Source organism: Anaerolineales bacterium, assembly GCA_016928575.1.
In the GTDB taxonomy this organism is placed as follows: domain Bacteria; phylum Chloroflexota; class Anaerolineae; order Anaerolineales; family RBG-16-64-43; genus JAFGKK01.
Window position 1 is genome coordinate 1 of record JAFGKK010000036.1, and the last position, 16,204, is coordinate 16,204.

The window sequence follows — 16,204 nt, forward strand, 5'->3', positions numbered from 1 at the left end:
ACAGAGGGCACAAAGTCAAACCCTATGTGCCCTTTGTGTTCTCTGTGGCAAAATGGTCGGAAGGATTTGCTGGCCGCAAAAGGCACAGAGGGCACATTAAAAAATAAATTTTCTGATTTGCATTTTTGGCGATCCGAAGTTTACCAACAACGCATCGCGCTGTTTGGATGCGCGCAAATACCCAAGTACTTGGGCGGTGTGTTCATCCGTCAATGATTTGCAGGCCTTTACTTCCAAGATCAGATAATTCTCTGCGAAGATGTCCGCTCGGAAATCGCCGAGGATTGCACCGTCCTCATCGCAAACCTGAAGCGGATATTGCTGCATACATAGGATTCCGGTTTTCCGCATGCGGTGCGCCAAACCGTTTTCGTATACCCGTTCCAAATGCCCATGCCCAAGAAATACGTGCAAGTCATATGCGATCTGACGTATGCGGCCACATAATTCCAAAACGGAGCTCTCATTTCTCTCAGTCATCATTTCCCCCTTTGGTTGATGAATTCTTTTTTCGACTGCCTTTCGGTTTTTTCCGCGATGAATGGCCAGGCCGAATTATTCCGATAATAAAGTCCTTTTTTCACCACTTTCAGAAAAATAATCCATCGGGCTTGGATGAGAAAAACCGGACACTTGCCACCTGTTCGATAGGACATTATACTGATAAATAGCCTGAAAATCAGGCTTATCCGGTGGCATATTGCATGCACGGAATTACGGAACGGCGGATTTTGGCAGAGTAAATGTTCCTTTCCTTCTTACACCCGCAACGAGGCGGATTGGACGGATGGCCATCGTAAAGGAAGAAACCATATCGATGAGCGGATCCGCGGTGGAGGAGATCCTCGAACTGGTCCGCTCCGAACCGGCGCTGGGTTGGTTCCTCGCCCAAGCGCTGTGGATCGCCCAACCGGCGCTGGAGGCTTTCTGGCCGCAGGAGCGAATCGCCGCGCTGGCTGAGCGGTTGGAGCGCGGAGGGGAATCCGAGGCCGCGGAACCCGCCGCCGTCAGCCGCGGGGAAGGCCGGTAACGCATGGATGCTTATGCGTTGATCGCATTTTTCGTGGCATTGATCTTCGCCGGATTGATCCTGGTCTTCAACCTCCTGGCGCGCGGGCGCTGGCCGCATTTCCGGCCGTTGCCCGGATACGAGGAGATCCCAGCCGACGTCGGTGCTTCGGTCGAAGCCGGCACAAGGGTTCACATGGCGCTGGGTGAGGGGCAGATTATCGGGGTTGGGGCCGAGGCGGAATTGGCGGGCCTTTCCGCGCTGGCGAAAATCGCCCAGGCGGCGAGCGTCAGCGACCGCCCGCCGGTGGCCACCACCAGCGACGGGGTCACCGCGCTCCTCTCGCAGGACGTGATGTATTCCACTTACCGGCAGATGCGGGTGGAGGAGCGGTTCGACCACGACCTCGGACGGCTGACCGGCATGGGGCCGGCGGGATACACCGCCGGAGCGATGATCACGCCGCGGGAAGAACGGGTTTCGGCAACGATCCTGCTGGGGGCGATGGGCGCTGAGGCGGCGCTGATCGCCGACACCGGGGCGCAGCGGGGCAGCGTGATCGCCGCCGTCACCGATCCGGTGGGGCAAGCGGCGGTGTTCGCTACCACCGACAATCCTCTATTGGGGGAGGAGCTGTTCGCCGCGGGGGCTTATCTCAGAGTGAGTCCGATGCACGCTGCCAGCCTGAAGGCGCAGGATGTCCTGCGTTGGTTCGCCGTGGGGGCCATCCTGATCGGCGCGCTGGGCTCCACATTCCTGGGATTCTTCCTATGAGGGTGCGCAACACCGTCGCCATCGTCGTCGCCCTGACCGCCGGCTTCGCCACCGCAATCGGATATTTCATCCCGTTTGCGCCGCTCAAGAGCCTGGCCGGCGGCCTGCTCTACATCGCGGTGTTTTTCGGGGTCCTTGCGATGCTGGTGGGCGTGATCAACCTCTCGCGGATTCACCTGCGCAAAGCGCTGATCGGCAGATCCGGCAGCGGATACAGCATGGTGCTGCTGATCTCCTTATGGATCACCTTGGCGGTGGTGGTCCTTTCTCTGCAATGGCACAACACCGCATTGACGACCTGGATCGTCCGCAACGTCCAACTCCCGTTGGAGGCCAGCCTAGCGGCGCTGGTGGTGTTCGCCCTGCTGGTCGGCGGGGTCAGGCTCCTCCACCGCCGGCGCGACGTCATGGCCTTTCTCTTTCTAGGCGCGGCGCTGATTGTCCTGCTGGCCGCCGTGCCGCTTCCCGCCCTGCTGGAAGGATGGCTACAAGGGCCGGATTCCTTCCGTCAGGCTTTGGCCTCGATCTTCCTGTCCATCGCCAGCGGAGGAGGCCGGGGAATACTGCTCGGCATGGCGCTGGGCGCGGCCGCCACGGGGCTGCGGATCCTGATCGGAGTTGACCGTCCCTATGAGCGTTGAGCTGACGATCCGGCGCAGGAAGCGGCTTTCCGGGAGCGGCGGCTGATGGCTGATACGCGCTGTTCGATGTGCGGGAAATTAAACCCGGCCGCGGCGGACTCCTGCCAATACTGCGGCGCCCGGCTTAAGCCGATGCAGGCCGGGGGGTCGAAAGGCCAGGGCGCCGCACCGCCCGCCGGCGGCGAAGGCGGCGTGGATTGGATGTCGGATTTGCGCGGCGACATGATGCGCAACCGGCCGAAGACCTCGATGCTTCCGCCGGAACCTCCCCGGCCGACGCCCTCGGACGATTGGCTTCAAAAAATCGATTCGCGCGGGGAGCCAAGCCCGCCCGCGGCGCCTCCGGGCAAACCCAGTCCACCAATCCGTTCTTCCCGGCTGGCCTCCAAACCGGCCGCCGGAGGGGAGCCCGTGCGTCGGGAGGCGCCGGCCGCCCCTCCGCCGCAGGAGGGTGCGCCCGAGACTCCCACCTGGCTTTCCAAGGTGCGGGCCCAGGTTTCGGCTAAAAGAGAGCCGGAGCCGCCTGAGACGCCCAAGGGCGACGAAGATCCGGCGTGGCTAAAACGCTTGCGGGTCCGCCACACTCAGGACGAATTGACACCCGCCACGCCGCCCGGACCGCCAGAGGAGGCGGCGGCTCCCGGCGAGCTCCCGGATTGGCTTTCAAAAATCCGCGATCAGAGTGCGGACGGATCCGGCATTGAGGAAGGGGCTTTCCCGAAAGCGCCCGCGGCGGATTCACTTGGCGAATCGCGCCAAGGCGAATCCTCCCTGTGGGGAACGCCGGCTCCCGCGCAAAAACCGCAAAGCGCCCCGCCTACGGCCGGGCCGGAAGTGCCGGATTGGATGCAGTACCCATCCCCAGCCTCGGGTCTGGCGGGCGGTGAGCCGCCGCTCGGATCGCCGGATTGGATTGGCGATATTTCTTCGGCGCTGGAGCAGACTCCCCCCACACCGGCCGCCGCGCCCGCGCGGGCGGATGGCGGAGAGGGCAGGCCCTCGACCGGCCGTTTGCTGAGCGGCGCGGACCGGGGCCGCGGGCCGGGAGCGATGCCGCCATCCGCCCCGTCACCGACCCATCCCTTCACCGACCCGGATTCACTCCCGCCCGGAGCCCCGTCGGCCTTCGAGCCGGATTGGCCGTTCCCCACCCCGCCGACCGATTTTCCTTTCCCCAACCCCGCCGCGGACCAGACGGTTTCCTCGGGGTCATCGGCGTTTCACGGCGGCATGGATCCGATCGTCTCCCCCGGCGGCGAAGAGGAGATTCCGGATTGGCTGGCGGACGCGAAAAGCGCGCCTGCCGTTTTGGAGCCCGAACCCGCGGAAGAGCCGGCGGCCGCGACGCCTGACCTCAACGAACTCCTGCGCCCGGATTCGATGCCGGAGTGGCTGAGCAAACCGGCCGCCGCCGGAACGGCGGACGCCGCCGCCGAAGGCCCCGCCGCTCGTCCCGCCTTGCCGGAAAACCTCGAGCAGGCGGAACTGCCCCGCTGGCTCGAGGCCATGCGGCCGATCCAGTCGGTCGCCGTGCCCACCGAGGACGACGAGCGCGTGGAGAGCGTCGGCCCGCTCGCCGGATTGCGCGGTGTGCTTTCCGCCGAGCCGGTGGTGGCGATGCCGCGCCGCCCGGGAATCATGGCCGGCAATATCGACGCCCTGCCGGCCCAGATGGCGATGACCGAAACCCTGCGCCGCCTGCTGATCGAACCGGAAGTGCGCGCCGCCCGCAAACCCGTCCGCGCCATGCTGCTCACCCCGATCCTCCGCAAGGTGATGTCCGCCGTCCTGATCCTCGCGATCTTCCTGCCGGTTTTCACCGGACCGATATTCTCCAACGCCGTATACCAGCCGCAGGCGAACATCCAAGCCGGCGACCTGGTTTCGGCTTTGCCGGCCGACCGCATGGTGTTGGCGGCTTTTGAATACGACGCTTCCCGAGCCCCGGAGATCGAAACCGGAGCCACGGTCATGCTCGAGCATTTGGCCCAGCGGGGGATCCGGATTGTCTTCATTTCCTCGCAGCCCAACGGGACAATGTTGGGGGAAGGCTTGCTTGCGATGAACCGCGGGATGGGGATCGCCATGCCGGATCTGGCGGCCGATTTCGGATACATCCCCGGGGGAGCCGGCGGGTTGCGCCGGTTGGGGGGAAATTTGCGCGAGGTCATCACCGATACGACTCTGGATTGGGATAACGGGCCGCTTTCCGCCGTTCGGGCCGTCTCCGATTTTTCAATGATTCTGATCTTCGCGGCGGATCCGCAATCGGTCCGCGATTGGATCGAGCAGGTGCACACCGCCGCTCCGAACACGCCGATCGTGGCCATGGTCAGCGCGGCGGCCGACGCGCTGGTTTTTCCGTACACGCAGGGATCGCAGCCGTCGCTGCGCGGCCTGGTGGCCGGATACACCGGGGCGCAGGCCTACCGCGCGCATTTTCTGCCCGCCACCATGCCGGTGGAGGGGGTCATCGCCATGCGCTGGCAGGCGTACGCGAGCGGAACGCTGGCCTTGCTGCTTACGCTGACGGCCGGCATCATCGGCTCGCTGGTCCTGCGCTTCACGGCTCAGCAGAGGAAGGGAGCCGGCTGATGGACATCCAGATCGTCGGCGGGATGGCGATCGGCCTGTTCTTCACCGTGGCGATCCTTTCCTACCTTTTGCTGGACGACAACCTGCTGTTCCGGCTCGGCGCCTATTGCCTGGTGGGGGTTTCGACCGGGTACCTGATGGCCGTCATGCTCAGTTCGGTGTTGATCGACCAATACCTTTATCCGTTGCTGCAAAGCGGGAACATCCCCTTTCTGTTGCTACTCTTGCTGCTGGGATTGCTGTTCATGGCGCGCCTGGATCCGCGCGGATCCGGGATGGCGTTCATCCCGATGGCGTTTTTGGTGGGAGTCGGCGCCGCGGTCGTGGTCGGCGGTTCCCTGACCGGAACCTTCCTGCCGCAGGCCGCGGCCGCCGCCGAGCCCAGCCTGTTGCCCGGGGACGCCGAAGGCAATTTAGACCTTTGGGCGATGTTGGAGAATTGGTGCGTCCTGCTCGGCACCCTGACCACCCTGGCCTACTTCCATTTCGGCGCCAAGCCGCGGGGCGGGGCCGCTCCGGCCCTGCCGCCCGGGGTCGCCCAACTCGCCCAGGTGGGCAAGTTGTTCCTCTCGCTGACGCTCGGCGCGCTGTATGCGGGCGCTTTGCTTTCCAGCCTCTCGATCCTGGTGGAGCGGATCTATTCGATCATCCAGACGATCGTGCTCTTCCTCACCATCGGAGGATCGTGATGGGCGACCAGGCTGTTCCCCGGAGCCAACTGGATGCGGATTCGCTCCTCCTCCTGAACGTCGGCACCGCCCATACCCGGGCTTCGTTGATCGACATCGTCGAGCGCCAATACCGGATGGTGGCCACCGCGGAATATTCCACCACCGCGGACGCGCCATATTCCGACGTCGGCGAGGGGGTCCGCTTCGCCCTGGATCAGCTCTCGGCGATGGTCGGCTGCGATTTCTTCGACGAATCCGGCCAGCTGATCGTTCCGTCGCGCGGCAGCGGGACCGGCGTGGACGCGGTGGTGCTCACCCTTTCCCTGCAGGCGGACGTGCGCGTGGCGCTGATCGGCCTGCTTCCGGATATTTCCCTGCGCAGCCTGCGCAAACTCACCGATTCGGCCCCCGTCCGCGCGGTGGCGGAAATCAGCCTGGGGGACCGGCGAACCGACGAAGGGCGGATGGATGCGCTTTGCCAGGCCAAACCGGATTTGATCCTGGTGTCGGGCGGATCGGAGGGCGGGGCTTCGGATGCGGTCCTGCGGCTGATGGAAGTTGTGGGATTGAGCATCTACATGATGCCGGCTGAATCCAAACCCCAGGTGCTGTTCATGGGAAACAGCGCCGTGGCGGGGAAGGTTCAGGACCTGTTGAAGGCCGCCCAATGCAGCGTGAGCGCCGCCCGCAACATCCGCCCGTCGCTGGAAAACGAGGATCTCGATCCGGGGCGGGTGGCATTGAATGAAATGACGGCCCAGATCCTCCGCGCCCGGTTGGGGGGGATCGAGGGCTTGCTTGCCTGGACGGGGGGAGTTTTGACGCCGTCCCCGCTCGGACTGGGGACGGTCGTCCAACTGCAGGGCCGCAGTGCGCCGCCGAAGAAAGGCGCGCTGGGGATATCCATCGGATCGGGCTCCACGACCCTGGCGGCGGGCTTCGGCGAAACGCTGGAGCTTTCCGTGCGACCGGACCTGAACCTCGGCCGCAACGCGCCCCGCCTGCTGGAGTTCACCTCCTGGCGCGACATCGTCCGCTGGCTGCCGATGCCGCTTTCCGAGGGCGGGCTGCGCGACTACCTTCACAACAAGGCGCTTTACCCGCGAACCGTCCCGGCGACGGCGGAGGATCTGCGGATCGAATTGGCAATGGTCCGCGAAGGGATACGCGCCGCCCTGCGCGCCGCTTTTCCCACCTGGCGGGTCCCGTTCACGTGGCCATGGGCCGGTCTGATGCCGCCGACCGCATCCGTCCTCGGATCCGGATCGGCGTTCAGCAACGTGCCGAAGCCCGGCTATGCGGCGTTAACCCTGCTCGACGCCGTCCAGCCGACGGGAATCACCCGCCTGATCCTCGATGCGCAAAACATGATTTGCGCCCTGGGCGCCGCCGGACGGGTCAATCCGCTGGCTGTCGTCCAGGTGCTCGATTCGCCGGCCTTCCCGCTGCTCGGCACGGCCGTCTGCCCGGTCGGCAAATCCCACTTCGGAGATCCGGTCCTGCGCTACCGCCTGCAATACGCGGATGGGCGAACCGTCCGCGGCGACGTCCGCTTCGGCACGATCGACCTGGTGCCCCTGCCGCTGGGGCAGAAGGCGCAGATCACAATTCAGCTGCACCGTCATTTCGACCTCGGGCTCGGCGGGTACGGCCAGGGCGGCACCTTCGCGGTGGAAGGCGGCCTGGCGGGGCTGATCATCGACGGACGCGGACGTCCGCTGGCGTTTGAATCCGATGCGGCCAAGAACCGCAAACTGCAGGACGACTGGCTGACCCAGATCACGGTCTAGGACGAACCATGGAACTGCCGCGCCAAACGCACGCCTCCCTCCTCGTTGTGATCCGCCGTCCGCGGAATCTTCCGGCGCGCGGCACGATCCACCTGCGCCTCAACCAGAAGGTGTCCCCGGCGGACATCGTCGGCCGGACGACGCTGGCCCCGGCCCACTACCTGTTCGACATCGCCCACGGCCTCGGCTTGCCGCCGGCCAAAGCCGACCGCTTCCTGCGGCGCGAAACGGACGAGCGGGTAAGCGCGGGCGACATCCTCGCCGGCCCGGTGGGCTGGATGCGGCGCGTGGTGCGCGCGCCCGAAGACGGCCGGGTCGTTCTCCAAGGCGACGGGCGGCTGTTGTTCGAAGGCCTGGGAGAGGGCTTCGAACTGCGGGCGGGTCTTCCGGGGATCGTGATCGGGATGGAGCCGGATCTCGGGGCGACGATCGAAACGGTCGGGGCGCTGGTGGAAGGGATTTGGGGCAACGGCCGGCAGGAATTCGGGGTCTTGCGCGTGGCGACGCCTTCCAGCGCCACCGTGCTTGCGGCCGCGGATCTGAACATCGATCTGCGCGGGGCGGTCGCCGTTGCCGGACGGCTGGATGACCCCGACATTTTCCACGCCATGGAGGCGCTTCCCCTTCGCGGAGTGATCTGCGGGAGCATGCCTTCGGCGCTGATCCCCGCCGCCGAAGCCAGCCGTCTGCCGGTGATCCTGACCGAGGGATTCGGGGACATTCCGATGAACAGCGCGGTCTTCGAGTTGTTCGCCACCAACGTGGGCCGCGAAGCGAGCGTCAACGCCCAGCAAACGGATTCGTGGAAAGGCCTGCGACCGGAGGTGATCATCCCCCTGCCGGCGGTGGGTTCGGCCGACGTCCCGTCGGAGGCTGTACAATTGGTGGTGGGCCGGCGGGTGCGGGTTTTGCGCGCCCCGTACGCCGGACAGGTGGGATCGGTCGTCTCGCTCCCCGAAGGATTGATGCCGATCGGAAACGGGATTCGGGTGACGTGCGCGGAAGTGGAACTGGGGGAAACCGGGCTGGTTCGCGTTCCGATCGCGAATTTGGATATACTGGAATAGAGTGACGGGGCGGCGCCCCGGGATGTCCGCAGAGGAGAAAACAAAATGGATGAAGACCTGAATATGGGCGAAACTCCGCCGGAGGAAAGCGGAAACCGGATGTTCCTGATCGTGGCGATCATCCTGGGGGGGATTTTTGTATTCGCCCTGATCGCCATTTTTGCCCTCTATCTGCTCACCCGGGAAACCGCGCCCACGGCGCCGGCGCCGGAGGATTTGACGGCCACGGTGGTCATGCAGGGGCGGTCGACGGAGACGGTGGCCGCCCAAGGCACGCAAACTCGCGTGGCGGTGGCCCTCCAAACGGCGGCGATCACCTTCACGCCTTCGTTGACGCGGACGCCGACGCTTTCGCCGACCAAGACCGCCACGCCGGTGGTATTCGCAACCGTCGGACAGGATGTCACCCCTTCCGCTACATCCACCGGTCCGAGTGCGGCCCAGGCGGGATCCCCAACTCCGACCGGCGCGGCCGGCGGAGCCGGGGCGACCGCAACCCGGACGGCTGTCCGCACCGGCGCTCCCACGGCTTTGCCCCAGACCGGATTGGGGGGCGGCGGGAGTTTCCCGGCGTTGCTGCTCCTCGGCGGAGGGGCGCTGATTGTAATCGTCCTCGCGCGCCAGCTCCGCCTGGGAAGGGTCCGGGGGTAATCCCATTTTTCAAACGCCGCGAAGCCGCAGAGGGCTCAGAGAGAAATTTATTTTTAATCTCAGCGATGCTTTGCGCCCCCCGGCCCGACCGCCAAGGACGGGCTCTGCGGTGAATGGGTGTTCGGGTAGGCTGTTCCACGGTATAATGCGCTTCTTATAGGCGTTGATGGAAACGAGTAGGCCGACCTTCCGCCGCCCAGCGAGCCCGCAGAAGGTGAAAGCCGGGCGCGGCGCAGCGGCCGAAAATCCTTCCGGAGCCGCAGGCTGAAGAGCAATCGGTAAGCCGTGCCGGACCCGCCCGCCGTTATCCGGGGCGCAGGCGCAGATAGCCTGGAAGAGAGTCCCCCGCATGGGGGGAAATCAGGGTGGCACCGCGGGTTTTTCCCGTCCCTGTTCCTTGGGCGGGAATGTTTTTTAAGGAGAACCCCCAAAAAGCCTTTGAACCGCGAAGCCCGCCCCCGGTGGGCGGGCCGGGGGACGCAAGGATCGCGAGGGAAAACATAAACAACTTCGCGCCCTTCGCGACTTTGCGGTGAAAAGGTTCTCTGAGAGGATGACATGTTTGAACCCGTTTCCGTAAAACCCGATTTTCGCAGGCAGGAAGAGGCGATCCTCAAGTTTTGGAACGAGCGCAACATCTTCCGGCGATCGATGGAAGAGCGCAAAAACGGCCCGGCCTACGTCCTGTTCGAGGGGCCGCCGACGGCCAACGGACGCCCGGGGGTTCACCACGTGCTGGCGCGCGCCTTCAAGGACCTTTTTCCGCGCTACCGAACCATGCGCGGACAATACGTGCTGCGCCGCGGCGGATGGGACACGCACGGCCTGCCGGTGGAAATCGAAGTAGAAAAAGAATTGGGCCTCGAACACAAGCATCAGATCGAGGAATACGGCATCGCCAAGTTCAACGAAAAGTGCAAGGCCTCCGTCTTCCGCTACATCCGGGATTGGGAGCGCCTGACCGAACGGATCGCCTACTGGTGCGACCTGGAAGACGCCTACATCACCTACACCAACGAATACATCGAATCGGTCTGGTGGATCCTCAAGAACTTCTGGGACCGGAAGCTGATCTACCAGGGGTTCCGGATCGTTCCCTACTGTCCGCGCTGCGGCACGCCGCTTTCCGACCACGAAGTGGCCCAGGGCTACCGCGAAAACACGCCCGATCCCTCGATCTTCGTCCGCTTCCCGCTCAAGGATGATCCGAAAATTTCCTTTCTGGTGTGGACCACCACGCCGTGGACTCTCCCGGCCAACGTCGCCGTCGCGGTCCATCCGGAGGTGATGTACGCCAAAGTCGAGCGCCGGACGGCCGGCGGGGAAAAGGAATTCCTGATCCTGGCGCGCGATCTGGTGGAGAAGGTGTTTGAGGGGGAGGAGGTTAGAATCGTCGGGGATTACAAGGGCAGTGAGCTGAAGGGCTGGAAATACCGGCCGCTGTTCACCTTCCTGCCGCTGGAAAAGCAGGCCCATCGGGTGGTGCTGGGTGAATTTGTGACCACCGACGAGGGGACCGGGGTGGTCCACCAGGCGCCGGCGTTCGGCGCGGAAGACATGCAGATGTCGTTGGAGAACGACCTGCCGGTGCCGATGACCGTCGACGAGGCGGGCTGTTTCATCCCCCAGGTGACCCCTTGGAAGGGGATGTTCGTCAAGGACGCCGATCCGCTGATCATCGCGGATCTGCAAAGCCGCGGATTGATGTTCCGCTCCGGAATTTACTACCACACGTACCCGTTCTGTTGGCGCTGCGACACTCCGCTGCTCTACTACGCGCGCAGCACCTGGTACATCCGCACCACCCAATTCCGCGAGAGAATGACCGCCCTCAACGAAACGATCCGCTGGTACCCGGAGCACATCCGCAGCGGGCGGTTCGGAAATTGGCTGGCCAACAACGTGGATTGGGCGCTGGGCCGCGAGCGCTACTGGGGCACGCCATTGCCGGTGTGGGAATGCGCCGACTGCCATTACCAGGAGATGGTCGGATCGATCCGGGAACTGACGGAAAAATCCGGCGCGAAACCGGAGGGGCTTGACCTGCACCGCCCGTACGTCGACGACCTGCACTGGGAGTGCCCGAAGTGCAAGGGGCGCATGAACCGCGTCCCGGAGCTGATCGACTGCTGGTTCGATTCAGGGGCGATGCCGGTGGCGCAGTGGCACTATCCGTTCGAGAACGAGGAATTGTTCAATCAGCAGTTCCCCGCGGATTACATCTGCGAGGCGATCGACCAGACCCGCGGCTGGTTCTACTCGCTGCACGCCATCAGCACGCTGCAGTTCGACCGCGCGTGTTTTAAGAACGTGATCTGCCTGGGGCTGATGCTCGACGGCGAAGGCCGCAAGATGTCGAAGCACAAGGGCAACGTGGTCGATCCGTGGGAGGTGCTGGAGGCCCACGGGGCGGACGCGTTCCGCTGGTACCTCTACACCGTCTCGCCGCCCGGCCAGGAGAAGCGCTTTTCGGTCGACTTGGTGGGCGAGGTGATCCGCACCTTCACCTTAACTCTGTGGAACGTGTATTCGTTCTTCGTCACCTACTCCGCGCTCGACGACTGGCGGCCGGACGAGGCGCTGGTCAACCTGGCCGTGCTGGGGCATCCGGCGGGGGGGCGCAGCGCGCGGGCCTACTCCGCGCTCGACCGTTGGATCCTCTCCGAACTGCACAGCCTGGCGGTCCAGATCACCGGGGCGATGGAGGCGTACGACGTGGTCGGCGCCACGCGCCCGATCGAGGGGTTCGTCGACCGGCTTTCCAATTGGTACCTGCGCCGCAGCCGGCGGCGCTTCTGGCGCGCCGCAGGCAAAGGAGCGGCGATCGACGCCGACAAAAACGCCGCCTACGCCACGCTCTACGAATGCCTGGTCACGCTGGCGCGCCTGCTGGCTCCCAGCATGCCGTTCCTGGCGGAGCAGTTCTACCGCAACCTGGTCGTCGGAGCCGATCCGGACGCGCCGGAATCGGTCCATCTGGCCTCGTGGCCGGAGCACGACCGCGCGATGATCGACGAAAAGCTGAACGCGGAAATGCGGCGGGTGCTGGTGTGGGCCTCGCTCGGGCACGCCGCGCGCAACAAGGCCAACCGGAAAGTCCGCCAGCCGCTGGCGGAAGCCGCCTTCGCGGCCGCCTCGGCCGACGACCGGAGGATTCTGGAAAAGTACGCCGACCTGCTGGCCGATGAGTTGAACGTCAAGAAGATCCGGCCGCTGGATGCGGCGGGCGAAGTGGTGGCCTACACGCTCAATCCGCTGCCCAAGGCGCTCGGCCCGAAGCACGGGGCGCTGTTCCCCAAAGTCCGCGCGGCGCTGCTGGCGCTGGATCCCGAAGCGGCGGCTTCGTTGCTCATGGCGGGCCGGCCGCTGCGGGTGACGGTGGAGGACGCGGAAGTGGAAGCCCTGCCCGGCGAAGTGGAAGTGCGGATGACGGCCCGCGAGGGGTTTGCCGTCGCCGCGGAGGACGCGGACCTGGCGGCGCTTGCGACCGAGTTGACTCCGACCCTGATCCGCGAGGGGCTGGCGCGCGAATTCGTCCGCCGCGTGCAGGACCTGCGCAAGACCGCCGACCTGCAGATCGCGGACCGAATCCGACTCTCCTACGCCGCCTCGCCGAAGCTGGCCGAAGCCGTGAAACTGCACGCCGATTACATTCGCGCCGAAACCCTGGCGGCGGAGCTGAACGAAAATCCCTCTCCCGCGGGGGCGCATTCAACCGCCGACGAGTTCGACGGCGAAACGTTGACGGTGGCGTTGGAGAAGACGTAGAATGTCATTGCGAGGGGCCGAAAGCCCCGAAGCAATGACATTCCGTCGGTCAAGCTCCCGAGGAATCACCCAAAACGAAGGAGAACGAGCTTTGCTTAAAGTCCGCAACTACGTTCTGCTTGCCCTCCTCGCGGGCATGGTCCTCGCGGCCGATCAAGTTACGAAGGAGCTGGTGCGCACCCAATTGGATTTCGGCGAGATCTGGATGCCGATCGACGCGATCCGCCCGCACATGCACATCGTCCACTGGAGCAACACCGGCGCCGCCTTCGGCATGTTCCAGCAGGGCGGGATGGTGTTCACCGTCATGGCGATCATCGTCTCGGCGGCGATCATTTGGTATTACCGCGATTCCGACAACGCCTCGTGGCTGGTGCGGATCGCACTCGGATTGCAGCTCGGCGGGGCGCTGGGGAACCTGACCGACCGCCTGCTGCACGGCACCGAGGTGACCGATTTCATCTGGTTCGGCTTCTTCCCGGCGGTGTTCAACCTCGCCGACGGAGCGATCTCGCTCGGGGTGGCGCTGCTCCTGCTCGACATGCTGATCGAATACCTCCGCGACCGCAACAAGGCCGCCGCCGTTCCGCCGCCTCAGGCGGAAAAGGCGTGAAAGACGAGCTCCGGACTCTGTCGGCGGACGCCGGCGGAGAACGGCTGGACCGATTCCTCGGACGGCGCCTCGCGGAGCACTCCCGCACCTACCTGCAGAAACTGATCGAAGAGGGTTTCGTGGACGTGAACGGATCACCGGCCCTCAAGCCGGCCCGGCCGCTTGTGGAAGGCGACGCCGTCGCGGTGCGCTTTCCTCCCACGCCGCCTCCCGGCGTGGAGCCGGAATCGATACCCTTGCGGATCGTTTTCGAAAATGCGGACCTGCTGGTGATCGACAAGCCGGCCGGGATGGTCGTGCATCCGGCGGCCGGCCACCGCAGCGGGACTCTGGTGGGGGCGGTGCTGGCGCACGCGCCGGAAGTGGGCGGGGTGGGCGAACTCGAACGGCCGGGAATCGTCCACCGGCTGGATAAGGACACCTCGGGATTGATCGTGGTGGCGAAGAACATGGCGGCCCAGCGCGCGCTGCAGGATTCGTTCGCGCGGCGCGCGGCGAAGAAGACCTACCTGGCGCTGGTTTCGGGAAGGCCGCCCACGCCCGAAGGGCGGATCGAAGCGCCGATCGGCCGCGATCCGCGCAACCGCCAGCGGATGGCGGTGGTTCCACCCTCGCGCGGGCGCGAGGCAGTGACGCTCTACCTGACCCGCGAGCGGTTTGAGGATTACACGCTGCTGGAAGCCCATCCGCTGACCGGCCGCACGCACCAGATCCGCGTGCACCTGGCGTACATTGGCTGTCCGGTGGCGGGTGACTCCGTGTACGGTCCTCGCCACCGCACGCCCTCGCACAGCCCCACACGCGCGGGCAAGGGCTGGGAGAGGGGGCAGGGGGGCGAGGGGGGGAAGGCGGAACGCCAATTGCTGCACGCCTGGAAGTTGAAAATCACTCTCCCCGGCGAAGAAGCGCCGCGCGAGTTCGAGGCGCCGTTGGCGGAAGATTTTCAGGCGGTATTGGCTTCGCTGCATCCGGCATTCCGAGGCTGATAGCGGACAACCGCATTGCCGGAATCCGAACGGCGGCGGGAAGGGTTAACCTTCGACGGCCGCCGTTTTTCAGGCAGGCGCGGTTTCCTACCCCGCATCACCGGCGGAAGATCACCGGCAGTTTCGCCAACGCATTTGCCAAGGCGGCGATGATTCCCACTGCCAGGCCGGCTTTCAGCAGCCCGGACATAACGGAAAACACCTCCCCCTGGAAGAGCACAAGCGGCGGGCCGGCCAGCATGGAGGCCAGGATGTAGATATCGAATACGGCCAGCAGGAATTCGGCGATGCGGGAAAGATGCTCCCAGCGGCCGCGGCGCAGCAGAACCAGGTTGAGCACAATCGAGAGCAGAAAGTCCACATTCCAGAGCGGCAGGTACAGGCGGAAAAAAACATCCGAAAGCGTGAGGACGGAATACCAACGCGCCTCCAAGCCTTCCTCCGCCGCCGGGACGCCCCATCCCGCCCAATGCGGGAAAAAGTTCAACGCCGCCAGGCCGACAATCAGGCAGGCCAGTTCGAAAACGACGCCGCGGCGATCCAGCCGGGTCCAATCCTCGGCCTCGGGGAGCGCGCGCGGATCCCAGGCGGCCTCTTCCTCTCCGGCTTCGGATTCCTCCGGCAACAACCGCCCGACGATTGCGAAAACCAGCGTGACCACGCCGAACCCCGTCAGCATCCATTGAACATACACGCCCGCGAAATCCAACAGTTCGGGCATGAAGGCGCCCTCACCCGCGGCCAGCGAGAGTCCGAGCAATAGCAGGACAAGCAAGGTTATCCCGGTCCCTGCGGCGAACAGGGTGACGCAGTAGGTCTCGAACAGATTCGGGCCGATCAGGTAGCGTCGGGGAGGGGCATAGCGGGCGGCTGTCCGCTCCGGTGGACCGAAGGATTGCAGCAGGGCGGCCTGTTCGGCTTCGAGCGCGGCCGGGTCGGGCGGCGCCTTCCCGGCGGTGCGGTCGCGGAACGAATCGGCGAGCAACGAGCGGAGTTCGGCTTCCACATCCGCGCGCGTGCGGCGCGGCAAACGGCGTCCGACTTCTTTGACGTAGCGGTCGAGCAGATCGGGTGTCATCTTAGGCGTCCTTTTTTGTCAGGCGGTTCAGCGCGGCGGAAAGCGAGCGCCATTGGGCGGTCAACGTGCGCAGGGCTTCCCGCCCTTGGCGGCTGAGTTTGTAGTAGCGGCGCGGCTGGGAGCCCTCCGTCGACCAGCGGCTCTCCAGCAAGCCCTGCTTTTCGAGGCGGCGCAAGAGCGGGTATAGCGTTCCCTGGTCGATCTCCATTCCTTGATCGGCCAGTTGCTGAGAGAGGGCGTATCCGTATTGCTCTTCTTCAAGCCGGCTGAGCGCGGCCAAGACGAACGTGCCACCGCGCAGTTCCGAAACCAAGTTGGGGAGGGGGTCAGCCATATATCCTCCAATAATATATAATATATTATACTATATAATATATAGTATTGTCAAGGAGAACCCTTGGGAACCCTAAGGGTTGGGAAGGGTTGGGTGAAAAAGGGGGAACCCTTGGGAACCCTAAGGGTCGGGACCAACCCTTAGAACCTTACCAATCAAATCTTTGCAGAAAAAGCAAAGAAATTCAAGATGGCTGAAGGGCATTGGAAAGATAGGGGATACAAAAA

14 protein-coding genes and 1 other annotated feature are annotated in these 16,204 nt (G+C 64.6%); of the genes, 11 read left to right on the forward strand and 3 right to left on the reverse strand.

Features of this window, described 5'->3' with window-relative positions:
- Positions 1–96: 96 nt before the first annotated feature.
- The gene (locus tag JW929_04915) at positions 97–480 is read right to left on the reverse strand and encodes a GxxExxY protein (protein MBN1438734.1); all 384 of its coding nucleotides are present in this window, start codon (positions 478–480) and stop codon (positions 97–99) included.
- 307 nt (positions 481–787) lie between these two features.
- On the opposite strand from JW929_04915, the gene JW929_04920 reads away from it, so the two are divergent.
- The 11 genes from JW929_04920 to JW929_04970 all read left to right on the forward strand — a co-directional run bounded on the left by JW929_04920 (position 788) and on the right by JW929_04970 (position 14,565).
- Positions 788–1,030: a hypothetical protein gene (locus JW929_04920; protein MBN1438735.1), complete on the forward strand. Its 243-nt coding sequence runs from the start codon at positions 788–790 to the stop codon at positions 1,028–1,030.
- A gap of 3 nt (positions 1,031–1,033) precedes the next feature.
- Positions 1,034–1,783 carry a hypothetical protein gene (locus JW929_04925; protein ID MBN1438736.1) on the forward strand — a complete coding sequence of 250 codons (750 nt, stop codon included), beginning with the start codon at positions 1,034–1,036 and terminating at the stop codon, positions 1,781–1,783.
- Positions 1,780–2,424, forward strand: coding sequence for a hypothetical protein (locus tag JW929_04930; protein ID MBN1438737.1), 645 nt, complete (start codon positions 1,780–1,782; stop codon positions 2,422–2,424). Before JW929_04925 ends, JW929_04930 begins: the two co-directional genes overlap by 4 nt.
- Before the next feature lie 45 nt (positions 2,425–2,469).
- The gene (locus JW929_04935) at positions 2,470–5,019 is read left to right on the forward strand and encodes a hypothetical protein (GenBank protein ID MBN1438738.1); all 2,550 of its coding nucleotides are present in this window, start codon (positions 2,470–2,472) and stop codon (positions 5,017–5,019) included.
- Positions 5,019–5,708: a hypothetical protein gene (locus JW929_04940; GenBank protein ID MBN1438739.1), complete on the forward strand. Its 690-nt coding sequence runs from the start codon at positions 5,019–5,021 to the stop codon at positions 5,706–5,708. The genes JW929_04935 and JW929_04940 overlap by 1 nt, the downstream gene beginning before the upstream one ends.
- Positions 5,708–7,480 (forward strand): glutamate mutase L, encoded by a 1,773-nt coding sequence (locus JW929_04945; GenBank protein ID MBN1438740.1) that lies wholly within the window; start codon positions 5,708–5,710, stop codon positions 7,478–7,480. The genes JW929_04940 and JW929_04945 overlap by 1 nt, the downstream gene beginning before the upstream one ends.
- An 8-nt stretch (positions 7,481–7,488) precedes the next feature.
- A complete protein-coding gene (locus JW929_04950; protein MBN1438741.1) occupies positions 7,489–8,547 on the forward strand; it encodes a hypothetical protein in 1,059 nt (352 codons plus the stop codon).
- Positions 8,548–8,592: 45 nt separating this feature from the next.
- Positions 8,593–9,198 carry a hypothetical protein gene (locus tag JW929_04955; protein MBN1438742.1) on the forward strand — a complete coding sequence of 202 codons (606 nt, stop codon included), beginning with the start codon at positions 8,593–8,595 and terminating at the stop codon, positions 9,196–9,198.
- A 154-nt stretch (positions 9,199–9,352) separates the two neighbouring features.
- Positions 9,353–9,593 (forward strand) — a binding site (T-box leader).
- A gap of 163 nt (positions 9,594–9,756) precedes the next feature.
- Entirely contained in the window at positions 9,757–12,966 is a 3,210-nt protein-coding gene (locus JW929_04960; protein ID MBN1438743.1) for an isoleucine--tRNA ligase, read from the forward strand.
- 91 nt (positions 12,967–13,057) lie between these two features.
- Complete coding sequence (lspA, locus tag JW929_04965; protein ID MBN1438744.1) at positions 13,058–13,579, forward strand: signal peptidase II; 522 nt, start codon at positions 13,058–13,060, stop codon at positions 13,577–13,579.
- Entirely contained in the window at positions 13,576–14,565 is a 990-nt protein-coding gene (locus JW929_04970) for an RluA family pseudouridine synthase (GenBank protein ID MBN1438745.1), read from the forward strand. Before lspA ends, JW929_04970 begins: the two co-directional genes overlap by 4 nt.
- A gap of 97 nt (positions 14,566–14,662) precedes the next feature.
- Here the strand turns inward: JW929_04970 and JW929_04975 are convergent, their stop codons facing one another.
- Positions 14,663–15,643, reverse strand: a complete 981-nt coding sequence (locus JW929_04975; protein ID MBN1438746.1) for a hypothetical protein — start codon at positions 15,641–15,643, stop codon at positions 14,663–14,665.
- 1 nt (position 15,644) lies between these two features.
- A complete protein-coding gene (locus JW929_04980) occupies positions 15,645–15,977 on the reverse strand; it encodes a helix-turn-helix transcriptional regulator (protein ID MBN1438747.1) in 333 nt (110 codons plus the stop codon).
- Positions 15,978–16,204: the final 227 nt, after the last annotated feature.

Excerpts from the sequence above, each read along its gene's own strand:
- JW929_04915 (MBN1438734.1), bottom strand. The coding sequence starts at position 480 with ATGACTGAGAGAAATGAGAGCTCCGTTTTGGAATTATGTGGCCGCATA.
- JW929_04935 (MBN1438738.1), top strand. The coding sequence starts at position 2,470 with ATGGCTGATACGCGCTGTTCGATGTGCGGGAAATTAAACCCGGCCGCG.
- JW929_04975 (MBN1438746.1), bottom strand. The coding sequence starts at position 15,643 with ATGACACCCGATCTGCTCGACCGCTACGTCAAAGAAGTCGGACGCCGT.
- JW929_04945 (MBN1438740.1), top strand. The coding sequence starts at position 5,708 with ATGGGCGACCAGGCTGTTCCCCGGAGCCAACTGGATGCGGATTCGCTC.
- JW929_04925 (MBN1438736.1), top strand. The coding sequence starts at position 1,034 with ATGGATGCTTATGCGTTGATCGCATTTTTCGTGGCATTGATCTTCGCC.
- JW929_04930 (MBN1438737.1), top strand. The coding sequence starts at position 1,780 with ATGAGGGTGCGCAACACCGTCGCCATCGTCGTCGCCCTGACCGCCGGC.
- JW929_04920 (MBN1438735.1), top strand. The coding sequence starts at position 788 with ATGGCCATCGTAAAGGAAGAAACCATATCGATGAGCGGATCCGCGGTG.
- JW929_04980 (MBN1438747.1), bottom strand. The coding sequence starts at position 15,977 with ATGGCTGACCCCCTCCCCAACTTGGTTTCGGAACTGCGCGGTGGCACG.
- JW929_04960 (MBN1438743.1), top strand. The coding sequence starts at position 9,757 with ATGTTTGAACCCGTTTCCGTAAAACCCGATTTTCGCAGGCAGGAAGAG.
- JW929_04955 (MBN1438742.1), top strand. The coding sequence starts at position 8,593 with ATGGATGAAGACCTGAATATGGGCGAAACTCCGCCGGAGGAAAGCGGA.
- JW929_04940 (MBN1438739.1), top strand. The coding sequence starts at position 5,019 with ATGGACATCCAGATCGTCGGCGGGATGGCGATCGGCCTGTTCTTCACC.
- JW929_04950 (MBN1438741.1), top strand. The coding sequence starts at position 7,489 with ATGGAACTGCCGCGCCAAACGCACGCCTCCCTCCTCGTTGTGATCCGC.